Origin of the sequence: Pseudomonas sp. NPDC089392 (assembly GCF_044749595.1) — a bacterium.
Taxonomy (GTDB): domain Bacteria; phylum Pseudomonadota; class Gammaproteobacteria; order Pseudomonadales; family Pseudomonadaceae; genus Aquipseudomonas.
The window spans coordinates 78,771-93,519 of record NZ_JBIVIF010000025.1 but is presented as its reverse complement, the minus strand read 5'-3'; the positions used below and the strand labels follow the sequence as shown (position 1 = coordinate 93,519).

The window sequence follows — 14,749 nt, the reverse complement described above, 5'->3', positions numbered from 1 at the left end:
AAAGTGAAGTAGATGCACTTACCTTTCAAAATTGTAAGTTTCTCGTCATGCCGGTGATGCCTATGCATTGCTAAGGTTACGCCCGAGAAGTTTTGAAATTGAGAGGGTTTTATGAAAAAGCTAATTATCGCTGCTGCACTTGTTGTTTTCTCGGTGGCTTCGCAGGCCAACACTTTCTCCGAGAGCAAGCAGCTTCAATACACCAAGGAACACCAGACCGCAGTGGCCAAGTACGCGGAGAAAAATGGCAAGCCAATGCCAGAGATTCAGGATTACAAATATGGCATGAAGATAGACGTTGCGAAATTCGTACGTCAGTCGCAGGACCCCCGTACCTGCCAGGTCTATCCACGGTTGATGACCTTCGAGGACTCCCAGGGCACGCTCAAGACTGTTCGTTACTCGATGTATTCGCAATGCATCAACAACAAGTAGTAAACGATTTGAACAGAACAATTAGAGAATTCATAAATGCCAGGCAGTGCCTGGCATTTTTTATTACGCCCGATACCCCATAGCTTCGAAATGTTAACGCCTGGGCTCGGGCAAACCGTGCAATAGATCTTAGCCAACCAACAGAGACGGCTCCCCAACTGCAGAGGGCAATTGGAAGCCTTGACCCCAGAAGGGACGAGTTATGAAGAGTTTGCTTGAACGCCCTGATGACCAAGCCGGGCATGAAGGTCATAGCCATGAGCATGGCGGCATTTTTGGAATGAACACAGAGCTGATTTTCGCGCTGATCTGTGGTGCTCTCCTGGGTGCCGGAGCTCTCGCAGGAAAACTTGGCCTGATTGATCGTCTGCCTCTGATTCTGTACGTGTCGGCCTACGTGTTCGGTGGATGGTTCACCACTAAGGAAGCGGTTACCAACATCCGTCAGAAACGCTTCGAGATCGACTCGCTGATGCTTCTCGCCGCAGTCGGTGCCGCGAGCATCGGCGCCTGGGCGGAGGGGGCTCTGCTGCTGTTCCTGTTCAGTCTGGGGCATTCCCTTGAAAGGTACGCGATGGGGCGGGCCAAGAAAGCGATTGAGGCACTGTCCAAGCTCGCACCAGCCACCGCGATCGTACGCAGAGCAAATGGCACGGTGGAGATGCCCGTGGAGCTGCTGGTTCCCGGTGACGTTGTCATCGTGCGCCCCAATGACCGCCTGCCGGCCGATGGTTTTGTAGTCGTAGGCTCCTCAAGTATCAACCAGGCGCCAGTAACCGGTGAGAGCGTCCCCGTGGACAAGCAACCTGTTCCTGATGCCGAACTCGCACGCAGCAAGCCAGATGCAGTGGATGCAGCCTCGAAAGTCTTCGCCGGTACCATCAATGGCGAAACGCTCATCGAGGTTGAGGTAACACGGCGCTCTACGGAGAGTACCTTGGCGCGGGTCATCAAGATGGTCAGTGAAGCCGAAGTCAGGAAGTCACCGACCCAGCGATTCACGGACCGCTTCCAACGCATATTCGTCCCGTTGGTTTTACTGCTGGTAGTCGGGCTGCTATTTGCCGGCATTTTCCTTGACGAGCCGTTCCGTGACTCGTTCTACCGGGCGATGGCCGTACTGGTTGCAGCCAGCCCCTGCGCGCTCGCGATCGCTACACCAAGCGCCATTCTCTCTGGCATCGCCAGGGCAGCCCGAGGTGGCGTGCTGATCAAGGGCGGTGCGCCACTTGAAGAGCTTGGATCATTGAATGCCATGGCATTCGACAAGACCGGTACCCTGACCGAAGGGCGCCCACGTATCACCGATGTAATACCCATAGGCGGCACGCAGATCGAGGATCTGCTAAACGTCGCCATCGCTGTGGAGTCGATGAGCGACCATCCGCTGGCTGCGGCAATTGTGCGTGACGGTGAAGAGATGATTGGCACACGGCGCCGATTCCAAGCCAAGAACATGAGCAACATGATTGGCCGCGGCGTGCGTGCTGAGCTTGATGGGCAGTTCGTCTGGATTGGCAAGGTCGAGATGTTCGGTACCAATGGTATTCCCGCACTCAGCAAGGCAGCCCTGGAGGCTGCGGAGCGTCTACGTCAGTCAGGCCGTACCACCATGGTGGTACGGCGTGCTGACAAGGATCTGGGCGCTATCGGGCTATTGGACACACCCCGGGAGGGGGCCAAAGAGGCACTCCAGAAGCTTAGAGAGATGGGCATCGAACGCATGGTCATGATTTCTGGAGACCACAACCGCGTTGCAGAGGCTGTAGCCAAACAAGTTGGCTTAGATGAAGCGTGGGGAGACCTGATGCCGGAAGACAAGGTCAAGGCCATCAAAAACCTGCGCCTTAGCGCCAAGGTGGCCATGGTGGGTGACGGCGTCAATGATGCCCCTGCCATGGCCAGTTCGAGCGTTGGTATCGCAATGGGGGCTGCTGGATCTGATGTTGCCCTGGAAACGGCTGATATCGCGCTTATGGCTGACGACATCAGGCAACTCCCATTTGCGGTGGGGCTGAGCCGTCACACGCGATCGATCATCCACCAGAATCTGTTCGTCAGCTTGGGGATTGTGGCCATCCTGGTTCCGTCCAGCATCATGGGCTTGAGCATTGGTGCCGCTGTTGCGATCCATGAGGGCTCCACACTGTTGGTCGTCTTCAACGCCTTGCGCCTGTTGGCCTACCGCAGAAGCACCTGATCCCTGAGCTTCAATCATGAAGCTAAGCAGGGAAATGACCCGTACTTTTCTCTCACTCGTCGATCCCGATGCGCTTGAGGCTTTCAAGGGCCTTTCCGCACTCAGGTGAGCCATGCCGTAAGCCGCAGGCCAATGCAGCTTTGAGGCTCATGACACCGGCTACGAAACCGACTTGATTGCCGACTCCGTGTCCGTCCGCAAATCCCTGATCATACGCAATCTCGACAAGCGCATTGATCGCCGCCAGGGTGTCCTGTTTGTTTTTACTCTTTTGCATATCTACTCCGCGAGCATTCAGCTCATATCGCTCGGTTAGGTGGCGGCGCCTTCAGGTTTGGGGTGAGCGAATCCCGCTCCCATAGCCAATCCCTAACGGGGGGCTCAGCCCGCCACCGTAAGGAAAATCAGCTATTGAGAGCAGATGACTCGTTTTGGTCACCCGTGCTGCTCGCCTCACCGCATTGGCACTGAGTGGGTACATCCGGGTAGTCGCTGTGATTCTCAATGAACAGCGTTCGGCAGGTTTCGCACCCATAGATCCGGGGCAGGGATTTAAGGCCGCTCGGAAGCACGTCACTCAGAGGCTCGTTATGCCAAGGAGCCCCGTCAAGGATTCTTGAACGCAGGATGTTTCCCAGGCGCCAGGTGTCACTTTGTGCGCGCCAGGACCACATCGGCGCAGAAAGCGAATACTGGATGAAGGTCTCTTGTGACTGCCTGGATAGCGGGTACTTGGGGCGGGTCCAGCCGGAATCGATGATGCTGAACCCCATGCCCATTTCTGCGCTCGGGTGGGTCTTTTCACCAAAGAAACGGTCATGCGTCGCTGGAGCCGTCGCATGATGGTCAGTCGGTGGGAATACCCACAGATAACACTCATCCCGGTTGACCATGCTGATGAGCTCGCTTGGCCCCCGCATGGGGGAATTTGCAGCCAGGGCGAAGCGATCCTTCCACGACATTTTGGGAGGCGGCGCAATACCAGCAGCGATGGCCAACGTGGCAGTCTTGGGGACGAAGCGATCGCCTAGCTCGTTCAGATCCAGGTTCTTGCAGAGAGCCTTGAAGGCCTTTTTGCGAGTCTTCGAGCTGAAGGAGGGGTCAAGGAGCAGGCGAACCTGGTTCACGCCGATTCCCGCAGTTCGTAGCACCTCAATGACTTCTTCAGCCACACCGACTGCTTGAAGATCGGTCAATCCTAAGCACGTTTTCGCCCGCTCGACCGCCGCGTAGAGGTTGTACTGCCGTGTCTCGTTGTCACGACAGACCTGAATTGGCAGCTTGTCTTGGATGGCAACTTGCGGTGCAACGGAGCCGATGGCCGCGTGGAACAGCTGGTGGAGGTGCAGATGAGAGTACGGGCGGCCAGAAGCCGAGAACGAGGCGTGCAGCTGAGCAGCGAGAGGTTGAAGCAGCTTTTTTGCAGACATGACTATCCCCTAATGAGCGACGTTGGGGTAGCTGCGCTTGTAGGGCCGTTAGACGCGAAGCTGGACGTCGAATCAGGTTCAATCATGAATAGGAGTCAGGTTTGATTTGCTTGCACGGCCACCATGCAAAGCCCGACGCGGCAATCACATCAGATTCGCCGAGCTTTGGCAAGAGCGGTCATCGGTAAGCGAAAGCAGGTAGGAGGAGGGCGCTCCATGCTTGATCACCTCCAGAAACAGGAAAGCCGGAAGCACGTTGAGCGCTTCCGGCTTTCTCACGTCAGACTGATGAGAGGGATCAGAAGACGTATTGCAGGCGGGTCACGATGGCATTGCCGCTGTCGTCGCCCACGGTGTTCTCGTTGTTGTCGGTGCGCACGTTGATGTAGTTGGCACTGACTTTCACCGCCTCGTTGACGTACCAGTTCACACCCACCGTGTGGCTCTTGGCCTTGCGCTCGTTCGATTGGTCCGCCGCGGTGACCAGGTTGCCGTCTTCGACCTTGATATCGTCAAAGCGGTAGAAGACTTCCCAGGCCCCCAGTTCCTTGTTCTCTGGTTTGATAGTGTCGAACTTGGCACCATCGAGCTTGTAGATACGCGGCTCGCCGGTCAGGGTGTAAGCCATCTGGGCGTAGTAACCGGAGGCCTTCATGTCGTTGTTGGCCTGGTCAGCTTTCAGCTTGCGGCGAAGGTATTCCGCTTGAACCGAGAACGGGCCGGTGGCCCAGGCACCTTCGAGACCCCAGACCGAGTCGTCCTTCCACAGGCCATCTTGTGCAGCAGCACCGCCAAACAGCATGCGGTTGCCGTTGGTGCCGGCATCGCCGCCGCCATTGGTATCTACACCGCGGACGCCCAGACGCGAACGAATCCGGGTATCGACCGCACTGTTTTTGAGGTCGCGGTAAGCGTACTGAGCACCGACGTGCAGGACGTTGCCATCACTGTGCAGCGGTGCGAACACGCCACGTACGTTGTAGCGCTTGGTGCTGTCGCCATCCGAGTTGTTATTGGTTTCGCTGAAAACGCTACCGGAAACATAAGCCATGTCAGCGATGGTGCTGGTGGCTTGAACACCCATGCCGGCGTTGTCGTTGATCCAGTCCGCCAGGTCGTACGAGAGGTTCCGCTCCATGGCGGTGGTCCACTTCGAACTGGTGGCTTTCTCAAGACCGAAGTCGGTGTAGAAACGGCCAAAGCGCAGTTGCACCGGCTTGAAACCCGTGTAGGTCAGGCTGGCTTCGTCGAAGTAGCCGTCGGAGTCGTTGCCCGTGTTGCGGGAAAGGTCGTAGTTGAGCTGATACTTCCAGTCGCGGTACAGCACGCCACCGAGCTCAAGGTAGGCGCGACGGAAGTAGCCTGCGTCAGCGGTATCGCCATTCTTGGTGAAGACACCATCGAAACGGCCGTAGTCGGCCTGAACTCGGCCGCCCAGTTTGAAACTGAATTCCTTGTCAGAAGTCGATACTTCAAGACCGCCCTTGGTCTTCAGAACGATGTCAGCTCCGTCAGTGGTTACTGTTCCGGAGAATGCTTGCGAGGAAAATGTGCCTATTATTGCGGCAGCCAACAGCTTTTCCCGCATGTTCGAAGAACGGATCATTGCTTGCCTCTCGTATGTTAAGTGCTTAGCTACCGACGTTATATTTCGCCCTGCGCCGGCCTAAATTTATCTTGCAGATGGGAGCAGGCCACGGTTGTCACCTGCTGTAACAAGATGCCTTTGTTCTAAGCACTCTGACTAGGTTGCAAGCGAATATGACAGTTGTGTTTCTGTAGTGTTAACGGAGGAGTTTGAAACCTAACAAAACTGTTACCGAACAAGCCAGTCCTTCTTATCAAAGAAGCTCTTCTTGATCAATCTTCGAATTTCCAAAACCTGCGGATTGCGGACAAGCTTCGTTTTGATAACAAGATAGACATCTTTCTCCTCCAGGTCGTCCAGGAAACCCGGCACGGGTAGGATATTTCTCTCCAGTTTTCGGCTGTAGTCGGGCAGCACTCCAATACACGCACCGCCAACGACAAGGCCTCGTGATAGGTTGTAGCTCTTGACCCGAGTGGTACCGCCCTGATGCTCAGCCATTATCGATGCCCACTTTCGTGAGCCCGCCAAGATCTCTTCATCCCAAGGGACAACGAGCATGAAGTTGTGCAAATCCAAGCTCTCCACTGGAAGGGTGACGCTTCTTGAATAGCGGCTGGAAATGAACAGGGCGTGCCCAATCCGGCCAAGCCGTTCAAACCTATACGTAGGATGGCGATCAAGCGCGCCTTTATCATCTGGGCTCACCAAAGCGATACCCACATCGACTTCACACTCAGAAAGCATCTGCGTTGTGCATTCTGAATGGATTTCCAGCTGCATTTCGGCATGATCACGCACGTAGGCGACTAGATCGCGGTTTACGATGTCGTTCAGCACTGGCTCTGTGATCGCGATGGTAAGCCTGGGGACTTCCTTTTCACCGGACTTGCCAAGGCCGTCTGGGCCGAAGAGCTGGCACAGGTAATGGCTGACCCTCTCGCCTGTGCGGGTCAGGGCAAGCTTGTTGTGTTTGTAGACAAACACGGGAGCACCAATGTGCTCTTCCAGTTTCTCCAAGCGTTTCCGCAGGCCTACCACTGGCACATTGAGCCCTCGGGCAGCCTGTTTGAAACTGGCACAACGTGCTGTTGCGAAAAACTCTACGGCCAGCTGATCATCAATTGGCAAATCATCCAATATGTCAGGGCTGTAAGGAACAACGCTGCTTGTATATGTTTCATTTTGTGTAACCATTAGGTCCCCCTTAATTCGGGGAATCTATCTCAATGCCACCCGGTGTTTCCTTATCTTGTCAACATTGTAATCCACGGGTCATGCATGCGTTATCGGAAGGCTTTTATTTCGAAAGCGTAATTTTCAGGCAATCCCTCTGATATTGTAGCGTGCTAGCCTAGTGCGCCGACTTGTTACTTACCATATATAGATTCGGCTAATTACGCATTTACATTTAGTTCACTATTTTTTCACCTTTGCCTCCATAGGCTTTGGGCATGGAAAATCAAACCCCACCTCTTACTACCTTACTGATTCGTTATCTGGGGATCGGCTTCATAGCAACGGGAGTCCATTATGCGGTGTTCCTATTGCTGGTTACGACAGAATTCGTTACTCCGTTACTGGCCAGTATCTGTGGCGGCATGGTTGGCGCAATCGCGAGCTTCATTGGAAATAGGGCGCTCTGTTTTGTGGCAGATGGCTCTCGTAAGTTTCAGCCTGTCAGGTTTGCACTGGTCGCGTTAACCACAAACTTCGGCAATGGCGTGGGTATGTGGTTCCTCATCAAGTCGAATCTGTCACCGCTCATCTCCCAAGTCGTAGTGACCTTAAGCCTCACTGCACTTGGATTCATTGCACATCGTTTTTGGACATTCAATCATGCAGACATTACATCGCTTTCCCGAGCGCCCTGATCCCTTGTTAACCATCGTGGTCCCTTGCTTCCAGGAAGAGGAAACCATCCCCGAGTTCCACCAGCGAATCACCCGCGTGGTGAAGCGCTTACCCGTCTCCTGCGAAATCCTCTATGTCGACGACGGCAGTAATGACCGGACGGCCGACATTCTTCGCCACTATCAGGATGGGTCATCTGTACGTTGCCTGTCCCTGAGTCGCAACTTCGGCAAAGAGGCTGCACTGAGCGCCGGGATAGACCATGCCCGTGGCAGTGCGCTGATCTTCATTGATGTCGACCTGCAGGATCCACCAGAGCTCATCGCGGCCATGGTGGACTACTGGCAACGCGGCTACGACGTGGTGAACATGCAGCGCAACCTGAGAATCGGTGATTCGTGGTTCAAGCGCATGAGTGCCCGGGCTTACTACTGGGTCATGCAGCGCCTGGTGGAGAAGGTGGACATGCCGGCTGATGTCAGCGATTTCCGATTGATTGGGCCTGCGCCGCTGGCAGCCCTGCGGGCCCTGGATGAACGCTCCAGGATTCTCAAAGGCATGATCGGCTGGGTAGGCTTTCGTACCATCGAACTGCCCTACAATCGCACTGTTCGCCATGCCGGGAGCACCAAATGGAATGCAGCTGGCCTGTTCAATCTGGCCATCGAGAGCATCGTCAGCTTCTCTCGCAAACCACTGCGCATTTTCAGCCTCATCAGTTTCGGTCTTTTCGTCTCCAGCATCTGCTACATGCTTGCGTCGCTTGTGGCAGGCAGTTTCGACATCCATCACCTGATCGTCGGAATGGCTTCATTCATGTGCGTCGGTGTCGCCATGGTGGGGGAGTACCTGGGCGTGACACTCGCGGAAGTGAAGCGCCGGCCTCTCTATTTCCTGAAGCACAGCAACAAGGCAGATCCCGTGTCACTCCACCCTTCGATGGCTTCGATCGAGGGTAAGAAATGCTGAACCTGAAGAACGAGAGGACGCTGTGGTGGGTCCTGGGTTCGATTTTGCTATTGCGTTTGGTGGGGCTGGGCATCTACCCGCTGATGGACACATCTGAGGCCCGTTACGCTGAAATGGCTCGCAAGATGGTCGAGTTGAATGACTGGATCACGCCCATGTTCGACTACGGGGTACCGTTCTGGGGCAAGCCTCCGTTGTCCTTCTGGACCCAGGCCGCGAGCATGACGGTCTTCGGCGTTAACGAGTTCGCTGCGCGCTTCCCAGCGTGGCTACTCCACCTGGCAAGCTGTTTCATCATCATCAAACTCGGCACGCAGCAGATTTCTCGTAACGCCGGCATCTGGGCTGCCATTATTTTTTCCAGCACCACACTTGGCCTGGTCTCCAGCGGTGTTGTGCTGACTGACCCTGTTTTGTCGTTCTCGATTCTGCTGGCCAGCTACGGTTTCTGGCGTTGGATGAAGTGCGCCAGCAAGGCGGATGCCTACCTGATGTTCGCAGGTCTCGGGCTGGGCTTGCTTGCCAAAGGGCCGCTGACCCTGGTGCTTATGGGGGCGCCGGCATTCGCCTGGTTCGTTATCTACAAGGAATGGGGACGGGTACTGAGGCTTCCCTGGATTAGCGGCCTTGTACTCATGTTCGGTATATCCGTGCCATGGTATGTCGCGGCCGAGATGAAAACGCCCGGCTTCATGGAGTACTTCTTCGTTGGTGAGCACTGGAGCCGCTACGTCGTCAGTAACTGGGCAGGGGACCTCTATGGTAGTGCTCATGCCAAGCCGTACGGCAGCATCTGGATCCAGCTCGGATTGTCGCTACTGCCATGGGCCTTGTTTCTACCACTGTTGATCCGCAAGCGTGGATCGATGCAGCGCTTCAAAGCCTACCTCTGGCTGTGGGCCTTGGCGACACCGGTCTTCTTCACATTTGCAGGCAACATTCTGTGGACCTACCTGCTACCCGCGCTGCCAGCGTGGGCATTGCTGCTGTCTGCACGGGTCAGCGAAGTTGGCCCGAAGACCACCTGGGCTGCCGCTGCGAGCGCATTGGTGTTGCCAATCATCGGTGCGGGCATCATCTACGCCGGGGTACTAGAGGAGCGCCCTCAGAATCAGCGGGATGTGGTTCAAGCCTGGCTCAATGTGCAGTCTGCTCATTCCGCTCCCCTGATCTATCCTGGCCGCCGCTCATACTCGTCGGAGTTTTACAGCAGCGGGAAGTCCGAGAACATCAAGGATCCTGCCAAGTGGCCGCGGGATGGCTCGTTCTATCTGTCCAGGCGCTTGCGAGACAGCAAGGATGGTCTGCCCGCTGATCTAGCTTGCACATCGATCACCGAAGCGAACGCCAGCCAGCTCCTGCTGTGCCATTGGAAACGCCCCGCACAAGGTGCCGAGGGTCTGGCCGGAGAAAGCAATGCGGAAACGCCTCGCAAGAACGAAGGCTAAATTCCAAGCACAAAAAAGCCAGGTTTTACCCTGGCTTTTTTGTCGATTTCTTTCGTCATTTGAAGTCCTATTTAACCGCCGATTAATTGTCGGCTTGCTCCTTATCATCCTTGCTTTCTTTCTTTTGCTCTTGAGCGACTTGTTGTTTGTTCTGGTCCGAAGAGTCATCGCTCCATACGCGAGCCTGTTCGGTTCGGAAGTTCTCGTTGAACTGTTTCGCTCGCTCGAAGCCGCCTTCAGCGTAAGCGGTACCCATGAGACCCAGCAGCAGGCTGCCAATAGCGATAGATTTGACAAATTTCATTGTGAACCTCGGTTCATACTAGGCCTGCCTGATTAGCGGCCTTTGTTGGTTTGTAGTTTAGGAACGCGAAGCTAACGACAAGGTGAGTCAATAATTACAATTCCGTAATTTTGGCTGCAGATAGGATGCGATAAATCTTCAAATCTGGAAGGATCATGTCTATCTCGGCACTGTCGAGGGCGACTAAGAATTTTCACTTAAATTACAATTTTGATATCTAGCGCGTTAATTCAGCGCGGCGTTGTTGGCCGCCCTAGGAGATAGGCATGAATGATATAGAGCCCTGGGCAGTTGCTATCGGTGACTTTCGCCGCTGCACTGAAAAACTCACTGTCCAGCTTGATGAGCTGACCTCGCAGACTCGTACCTCCAGCGCTGTTCTGGAGAGGTCGAACGAACTGGTGGAACAGGTGGACGCTGTCGGCCGGCAGATCCAGGAGGAGGTGCGAAAGGCGGAGAAGGCTTGGTCGAATGCGGAAGAGGTTGCCTTGCGCGCCGCTGCAGCTGCGTATTCAGCCGCATGCCGCGGAGTCGATACCGCCATCCAGCCACTGATCACGGAGCTTACAGCCGCGACAAAGGCCGCGGACGCGTCTATCCAGGAGCTCAAGCGTGCACCGGTGCTGGCCAAGCGTTATGTGATGGTGGTCGCCACGGCGTTCTTCATTCTGGCGCTGATCTGTGTCTACTCGACCATGCGCCTGATCGATGCCGCCGGCAGCGTAAGTGCTCAAGAGAAAGTGAATGCTCAGTACTTCTCCCACCTGTGGATGAATGCCAATTCTGACGAACAGAAGATCATCAAGTCGGTGATTCTGCGGTCGCCCATGGACCCTGTGGTCCTCCGGCACTGATGCAGTGAGGCAAACAAAAAGGCCCGTCGATTGACGGGCCTATTCATGTCTGCGCGGTTTAAGCGGCAGTCATTGCCGGCTGCAGTTGCTGGGCCGCGGGAAAGTGAAGGTGGAACCAGGTGAAGTTTTCTTCGGTCACCTCCACGCTCGCCGATCCCTGGTGCAGGCTCATGATCGACTGAACGATGGCCAAGCCAAGACCGGTACCGCCTTCGCTCCGTGCTCGACTCTTGTCCACACGGTAGAACCGCTCAAACAAGTGCGCATGGTGTTCCTTGGCAATACCGCGGCCGGGGTTGCCGACACTCAACGTCGTACCGCTCGCACTATGCTGCACCTTCACGTAGACGGTGCGGCCGCGAGGGCAGTAGCGGATCGCATTTGACACGAGGTTCGAGACCGCTCGTTGAACCATCAGACGGTTCCCGCGTACCACATCATCACTGCCAGAGATCTGCAGCTGAATCTCGCCTTCCTCTGCCGAAATGCTGAAGAGGTCGCACACGCGCTGGACCTCGTCGACCAAGGAGACGGGTTCGAACTCCACCATGGATGCTGGATGACTGACCTGGGCCAAGAACAGCATGTCGGAAACCATGCGGCTCATGCGGTCCAGCTCTTCTGTGCACGACTCCAGAACCTCCCGGTATTCGGAAAGCGATCGTTCTCTGGTCAAAGCAACCTGGGCCTTGCCCATTAGGTTGGAGAGCGGTGCCCGAAGTTCGTGAGCAAGGTCGTCAGAAAACTGCGAGAGCTGCTGAACCCCATCATCCAGGCGAGCCAGCATGATGTTAATGCCGTCGGCGAGCATTTTGAGTTCTGCCGGCATCCCATCAGTTGGAAGGCGATGGTCGAGGCTCTCGGTTGAGATCTTCGAGGCGATCTTGAGGAACTTGGTCAGTGGCAGCAGGCCTCTGCGCACGGTCCACCAGCCAATGGCCAAGATCAGTGCGAGGATGACGGGGGACATCATCAAGGCCCAGGTAAGCAACGCATCAAGCAGCGCCTCACTGGATGACTGGTCCATGGTCATATAGACGCTGACCTCTGTTCCATCGCCCAAACGCATGATTCGAGAAGCACTCAGCAGAGGGCGGTCCTGCGTATCACGCCATTCGTGCTCTTTGGGCTGGGCCGCCGGCTGAAACTTGTGCACCTCCAGATTGACCTGTTTCGAGCCAATCGAGAGCAGGGGAGTCTGATTCTGTGAGGTATCGAATATGCTCACATACAGGTTGTTGTGGCCCATGACCAAATCGACAAGCTGATGCGCATCCGCGTTGACGCCGGAGATGTCCGGGATGGTGGACAGGTTGTGAGCCATCCCCGCCATCTTTACTTCCAGGTCTGCTCTGGCATTTCTTTCCAGAGCCTTGCCTACCATCAGATAGCCAAAGGTGGCGAACAGAAGCAGCAACGCTGCGCTCATCAACCCAACTTTTAACCCCAGCTTTGCAGCCAGGCTGAATGGCCTCATGCGCGTTCCTCAAAAACGTACCCAACGCCACGAAGCGTGTGAATGAGCTTGGTTTCAAACGGGTCATCGATCTTCGAGCGCAAGCGCCGGATGGCTACATCGATGACATTGGTGTCGCAATCGAAATTCATATCCCAGACCAACGAGATGATCTGAGAGCGAGTCAGCGCTTCGCCCGTTCGGCTCATGAGCAGGTGCAGAAGCGCAAATTCCTTGGTGGTGAGATCGATGCGTGTGCCACCGCGGAAGACGCGATGGCGGACGGAGTCGAGTTCCAGATCGGCAATTTTCAGCGAGCTCTTCTCGACTAACTCATCACCACGGCGTTGCAGCGAACGGATGCGAGCAAGCAGCTCAGGGAATTCGAATGGCTTCACAAGGTAGTCATCCGCGCCGCCGTCCAAGCCCTTGAGCTTGTCATTGATGCGTCCGCGGGCGGTCAGCATGATGATGCGGACCCGGCTGGTCTTACGGATGGTTTCCAGCAGGTCCCAGCCGTCGATACCCGGGAGGTTCACGTCCAGGAGGACCAACGAATAGACATTAGTGTTGAACAAGTGCAGAGCATCTACACCGTTGTGCACGATATCTACGACATACCCGCTTTCGGATAGGCCCTGCTGAAGATATTCGGCAGTTTTAATTTCGTCTTCCACAACTAGAACGCGCATAACTTATCTCAAGGTGTGAGGAAGGAGTTGGCCTAATCCGCCAAGATTATGGTTGCAGGCTGTTCGAAAGTTTGGCTGAGGGTATGGCATGTGGTAGTCGCTACCTCTGTCCATACGCCGGGTCACCTGAGGACGCTTGAATCTTAACGCGAAGAAGCTGGCCGCGGCGAAATCCTACAAATTTGTAATGTAGCCGCAAGATTTCTGACAGTCATGCAGGCTCCACCCCTAAGCATAGCGGATTCTGGGGCCTGCGGCGGTGTATGACAGATTCGCCTGGCAGGTGGAATCGGCCAGGACAGGCAGCATTTCGGTCGTTAGCTTGCAAGGACTGGTACTGGCCTTGGATCGAGGGCGCCACGCAGGCAGACCCCATGCACGGCCGCAAACCGCAGCGCCTTTCTGCAAATTAGTTCACGTGGCGGCTCGATATTCTCTCGAATAATTATCTTACAATCTATTACATGTCCAAATTGTAATTGCACGATCATCTTGGTGTTAGCCTCCTTTGCTAGTTTAAGGGCAGCGGAAGAGGCATCGCTGCTTTGGAAATTGTCTCATTTCAAAGCAGCTTGGCAAGAGCACCGAGCAGTTGTTCGCGCCAGTGCATTCACCTGTAAACCATACGCTCCTTTGGTAGGTGAATTTTAGCGCCCCCCTACGGGCGCTTTTTTATTAAGGGACTTCTTATGAACACTACTGTATCAGCGATCGCCGTGTTTTTGCTCTTTACATCACTAACAGCCAATGCCCAAAGCGGTATGGAGATCAATAAACGCATCGAGCGTACTGCTAGAGAGGCTACAGCGGATTATGCTCAACGCGTAAAAAAGCCCATGTCTCAACTAGAAGACTACGCCTATGGCATGGACCTGGACGTTGGTAAGTTGGTGTATGTATCACCCAGTGTGCGGTACTGCGGTAATGTAAGAAGCATGATGACCTACGAAGACTCGAAAGGCGAACTGCACATGGTTCGCTACCTGGTGAAGGGCGAGTGTGTTAATAGCCGTTAAGACTCATCAAGATGATCCCTGCGGCCACCGGATCATAGAAGCTCAATGCCGAACCGGCGCAGCAGTATGGCGAAGCCTCCGAAGCTGGCCATTGTGATGAGGATGCTGCTGATCAGTGTCGGCCAAAAGCCGAGCTTAGGTAGCAGCAATGGAAAAGCAATAAACATCGGCAGGGTCGGAAGCACGTACCAGAACGTGTACCAAGCATGGTTGGAGATCTTCTCCATGCTCTGGTTCTCTAAATAGAGCCAGACCAACGTCACGACCGTGACCAAGGGTAGGGCGGCGACCAAGCCGCCCAGCTTGTCGCTGCGTTTCGCCAGCTCTGACACGAGAATCACTATACCGGCAGTGAGTAGGTACTTCGTGATGATCCAGGCCATCGCTGAGCCTTCTGGAGGTTGTTGACGAGGGCAGGCGAAGCCATTCACCAACCCCCTTGAAGCGCTCCTGCCGTTTACGGCATCCCTCACCGCATTTTTTTTGCAACATCACCCTCAGCC

15 protein-coding genes are annotated in these 14,749 nt (G+C 55.1%); 7 read left to right on the top strand and 8 right to left on the bottom strand.

Annotated features, from left to right (window positions below):
• Positions 1-111 precede the first annotated feature (111 nt).
• Both ACIP1G_RS20525 and ACIP1G_RS20520 read left to right on the top strand, forming a co-directional pair.
• Positions 112-435 carry a DUF2790 domain-containing protein gene (locus tag ACIP1G_RS20525; protein WP_003253432.1) on the top strand — a complete coding sequence of 108 codons (324 nt, stop codon included), beginning with the start codon at positions 112-114 and terminating at the stop codon, positions 433-435.
• Between the two features lie 202 nt (positions 436-637).
• Complete coding sequence (locus ACIP1G_RS20520) at positions 638-2,635, top strand: heavy metal translocating P-type ATPase (protein WP_181132475.1); 1,998 nt, start codon at positions 638-640, stop codon at positions 2,633-2,635.
• A gap of 52 nt (positions 2,636-2,687) precedes the next feature.
• Here ACIP1G_RS20520 and ACIP1G_RS20515 read toward each other — a convergent pair whose 3' ends face one another.
• The 4 genes from ACIP1G_RS20515 to ACIP1G_RS20500 form a co-directional block, all read right to left on the bottom strand.
• Positions 2,688-2,912, bottom strand: a complete 225-nt coding sequence (locus tag ACIP1G_RS20515; protein WP_010951451.1) for a hypothetical protein — start codon at positions 2,910-2,912, stop codon at positions 2,688-2,690.
• 127 nt (positions 2,913-3,039) lie between these two features.
• Complete coding sequence (locus ACIP1G_RS20510) at positions 3,040-4,065, bottom strand: hypothetical protein (RefSeq protein ID WP_011953109.1); 1,026 nt, start codon at positions 4,063-4,065, stop codon at positions 3,040-3,042.
• A gap of 298 nt (positions 4,066-4,363) precedes the next feature.
• A complete protein-coding gene (locus ACIP1G_RS20505; RefSeq protein WP_009395904.1) occupies positions 4,364-5,671 on the bottom strand; it encodes an OprO/OprP family phosphate-selective porin in 1,308 nt (435 codons plus the stop codon).
• Between the two features lie 210 nt (positions 5,672-5,881).
• The gene (locus ACIP1G_RS20500; protein ID WP_011953108.1) at positions 5,882-6,850 is read right to left on the bottom strand and encodes a LysR family transcriptional regulator; all 969 of its coding nucleotides are present in this window, start codon (positions 6,848-6,850) and stop codon (positions 5,882-5,884) included.
• A gap of 257 nt (positions 6,851-7,107) precedes the next feature.
• Between ACIP1G_RS20500 and ACIP1G_RS20495 the strand changes: the two genes are divergently transcribed.
• The 3 genes from ACIP1G_RS20495 to ACIP1G_RS20485 are packed head-to-tail and all read left to right on the top strand — an operon-like array spanning position 7,108 to position 9,924.
• Entirely contained in the window at positions 7,108-7,527 is a 420-nt protein-coding gene (locus ACIP1G_RS20495) for a GtrA family protein (protein WP_010951446.1), read from the top strand.
• The gene (locus ACIP1G_RS20490) at positions 7,493-8,476 is read left to right on the top strand and encodes a glycosyltransferase family 2 protein (protein ID WP_010951445.1); all 984 of its coding nucleotides are present in this window, start codon (positions 7,493-7,495) and stop codon (positions 8,474-8,476) included. The genes ACIP1G_RS20495 and ACIP1G_RS20490 overlap by 35 nt, the downstream gene beginning before the upstream one ends.
• Positions 8,470-9,924: a phospholipid carrier-dependent glycosyltransferase gene (locus ACIP1G_RS20485; protein WP_010951444.1), complete on the top strand. Its 1,455-nt coding sequence runs from the start codon at positions 8,470-8,472 to the stop codon at positions 9,922-9,924. The genes ACIP1G_RS20490 and ACIP1G_RS20485 overlap by 7 nt, the downstream gene beginning before the upstream one ends.
• A gap of 82 nt (positions 9,925-10,006) precedes the next feature.
• Here the strand turns inward: ACIP1G_RS20485 and ACIP1G_RS20480 are convergent, their stop codons facing one another.
• Positions 10,007-10,228, bottom strand: a complete 222-nt coding sequence (locus ACIP1G_RS20480; protein WP_020302563.1) for a hypothetical protein — start codon at positions 10,226-10,228, stop codon at positions 10,007-10,009.
• A 266-nt stretch (positions 10,229-10,494) separates the two neighbouring features.
• Here ACIP1G_RS20480 and ACIP1G_RS20475 point away from each other — a divergent pair, with 266 nt between their 5' ends.
• The gene (locus ACIP1G_RS20475; RefSeq protein WP_020302564.1) at positions 10,495-11,082 is read left to right on the top strand and encodes a hypothetical protein; all 588 of its coding nucleotides are present in this window, start codon (positions 10,495-10,497) and stop codon (positions 11,080-11,082) included.
• 58 nt (positions 11,083-11,140) lie between these two features.
• On the opposite strand, the gene ACIP1G_RS20470 is transcribed toward ACIP1G_RS20475, so the two are convergent.
• Together ACIP1G_RS20470 and ACIP1G_RS20465 are read right to left on the bottom strand one after the other, a co-directional pair.
• Complete coding sequence (locus tag ACIP1G_RS20470; RefSeq protein ID WP_020302565.1) at positions 11,141-12,559, bottom strand: heavy metal sensor histidine kinase; 1,419 nt, start codon at positions 12,557-12,559, stop codon at positions 11,141-11,143.
• Positions 12,556-13,230: a heavy metal response regulator transcription factor gene (locus ACIP1G_RS20465; protein ID WP_003253457.1), complete on the bottom strand. Its 675-nt coding sequence runs from the start codon at positions 13,228-13,230 to the stop codon at positions 12,556-12,558. Before ACIP1G_RS20465 ends, ACIP1G_RS20470 begins: the two co-directional genes overlap by 4 nt.
• Positions 13,231-13,919: 689 nt before the next feature.
• Here ACIP1G_RS20465 and ACIP1G_RS20460 point away from each other — a divergent pair.
• Entirely contained in the window at positions 13,920-14,246 is a 327-nt protein-coding gene (locus ACIP1G_RS20460; protein WP_400740287.1) for a DUF2790 domain-containing protein, read from the top strand.
• A 32-nt stretch (positions 14,247-14,278) separates the two neighbouring features.
• Here ACIP1G_RS20460 and ACIP1G_RS20455 read toward each other — a convergent pair whose 3' ends face one another.
• Positions 14,279-14,629 carry a DUF3147 family protein gene (locus ACIP1G_RS20455; protein ID WP_011953105.1) on the bottom strand — a complete coding sequence of 117 codons (351 nt, stop codon included), beginning with the start codon at positions 14,627-14,629 and terminating at the stop codon, positions 14,279-14,281.
• Positions 14,630-14,749 lie beyond the last annotated feature (120 nt).

Excerpts from the sequence above, each read along its gene's own strand:
- ACIP1G_RS20525 (WP_003253432.1), top strand. The coding sequence starts at position 112 with ATGAAAAAGCTAATTATCGCTGCTGCACTTGTTGTTTTCTCGGTGGCT.
- ACIP1G_RS20520 (WP_181132475.1), top strand. The coding sequence starts at position 638 with ATGAAGAGTTTGCTTGAACGCCCTGATGACCAAGCCGGGCATGAAGGT.
- ACIP1G_RS20515 (WP_010951451.1), bottom strand. The coding sequence starts at position 2,912 with ATGCAAAAGAGTAAAAACAAACAGGACACCCTGGCGGCGATCAATGCG.
- ACIP1G_RS20510 (WP_011953109.1), bottom strand. The coding sequence starts at position 4,065 with ATGTCTGCAAAAAAGCTGCTTCAACCTCTCGCTGCTCAGCTGCACGCC.
- ACIP1G_RS20505 (WP_009395904.1), bottom strand. The coding sequence starts at position 5,671 with ATGATCCGTTCTTCGAACATGCGGGAAAAGCTGTTGGCTGCCGCAATA.
- ACIP1G_RS20500 (WP_011953108.1), bottom strand. The coding sequence starts at position 6,850 with ATGGTTACACAAAATGAAACATATACAAGCAGCGTTGTTCCTTACAGC.
- ACIP1G_RS20495 (WP_010951446.1), top strand. The coding sequence starts at position 7,108 with ATGGAAAATCAAACCCCACCTCTTACTACCTTACTGATTCGTTATCTG.
- ACIP1G_RS20490 (WP_010951445.1), top strand. The coding sequence starts at position 7,493 with ATGCAGACATTACATCGCTTTCCCGAGCGCCCTGATCCCTTGTTAACC.
- ACIP1G_RS20485 (WP_010951444.1), top strand. The coding sequence starts at position 8,470 with ATGCTGAACCTGAAGAACGAGAGGACGCTGTGGTGGGTCCTGGGTTCG.
- ACIP1G_RS20480 (WP_020302563.1), bottom strand. The coding sequence starts at position 10,228 with ATGAAATTTGTCAAATCTATCGCTATTGGCAGCCTGCTGCTGGGTCTC.
- ACIP1G_RS20475 (WP_020302564.1), top strand. The coding sequence starts at position 10,495 with ATGAATGATATAGAGCCCTGGGCAGTTGCTATCGGTGACTTTCGCCGC.
- ACIP1G_RS20470 (WP_020302565.1), bottom strand. The coding sequence starts at position 12,559 with ATGAGGCCATTCAGCCTGGCTGCAAAGCTGGGGTTAAAAGTTGGGTTG.
- ACIP1G_RS20465 (WP_003253457.1), bottom strand. The coding sequence starts at position 13,230 with ATGCGCGTTCTAGTTGTGGAAGACGAAATTAAAACTGCCGAATATCTT.
- ACIP1G_RS20460 (WP_400740287.1), top strand. The coding sequence starts at position 13,920 with ATGAACACTACTGTATCAGCGATCGCCGTGTTTTTGCTCTTTACATCA.
- ACIP1G_RS20455 (WP_011953105.1), bottom strand. The coding sequence starts at position 14,629 with ATGGCCTGGATCATCACGAAGTACCTACTCACTGCCGGTATAGTGATT.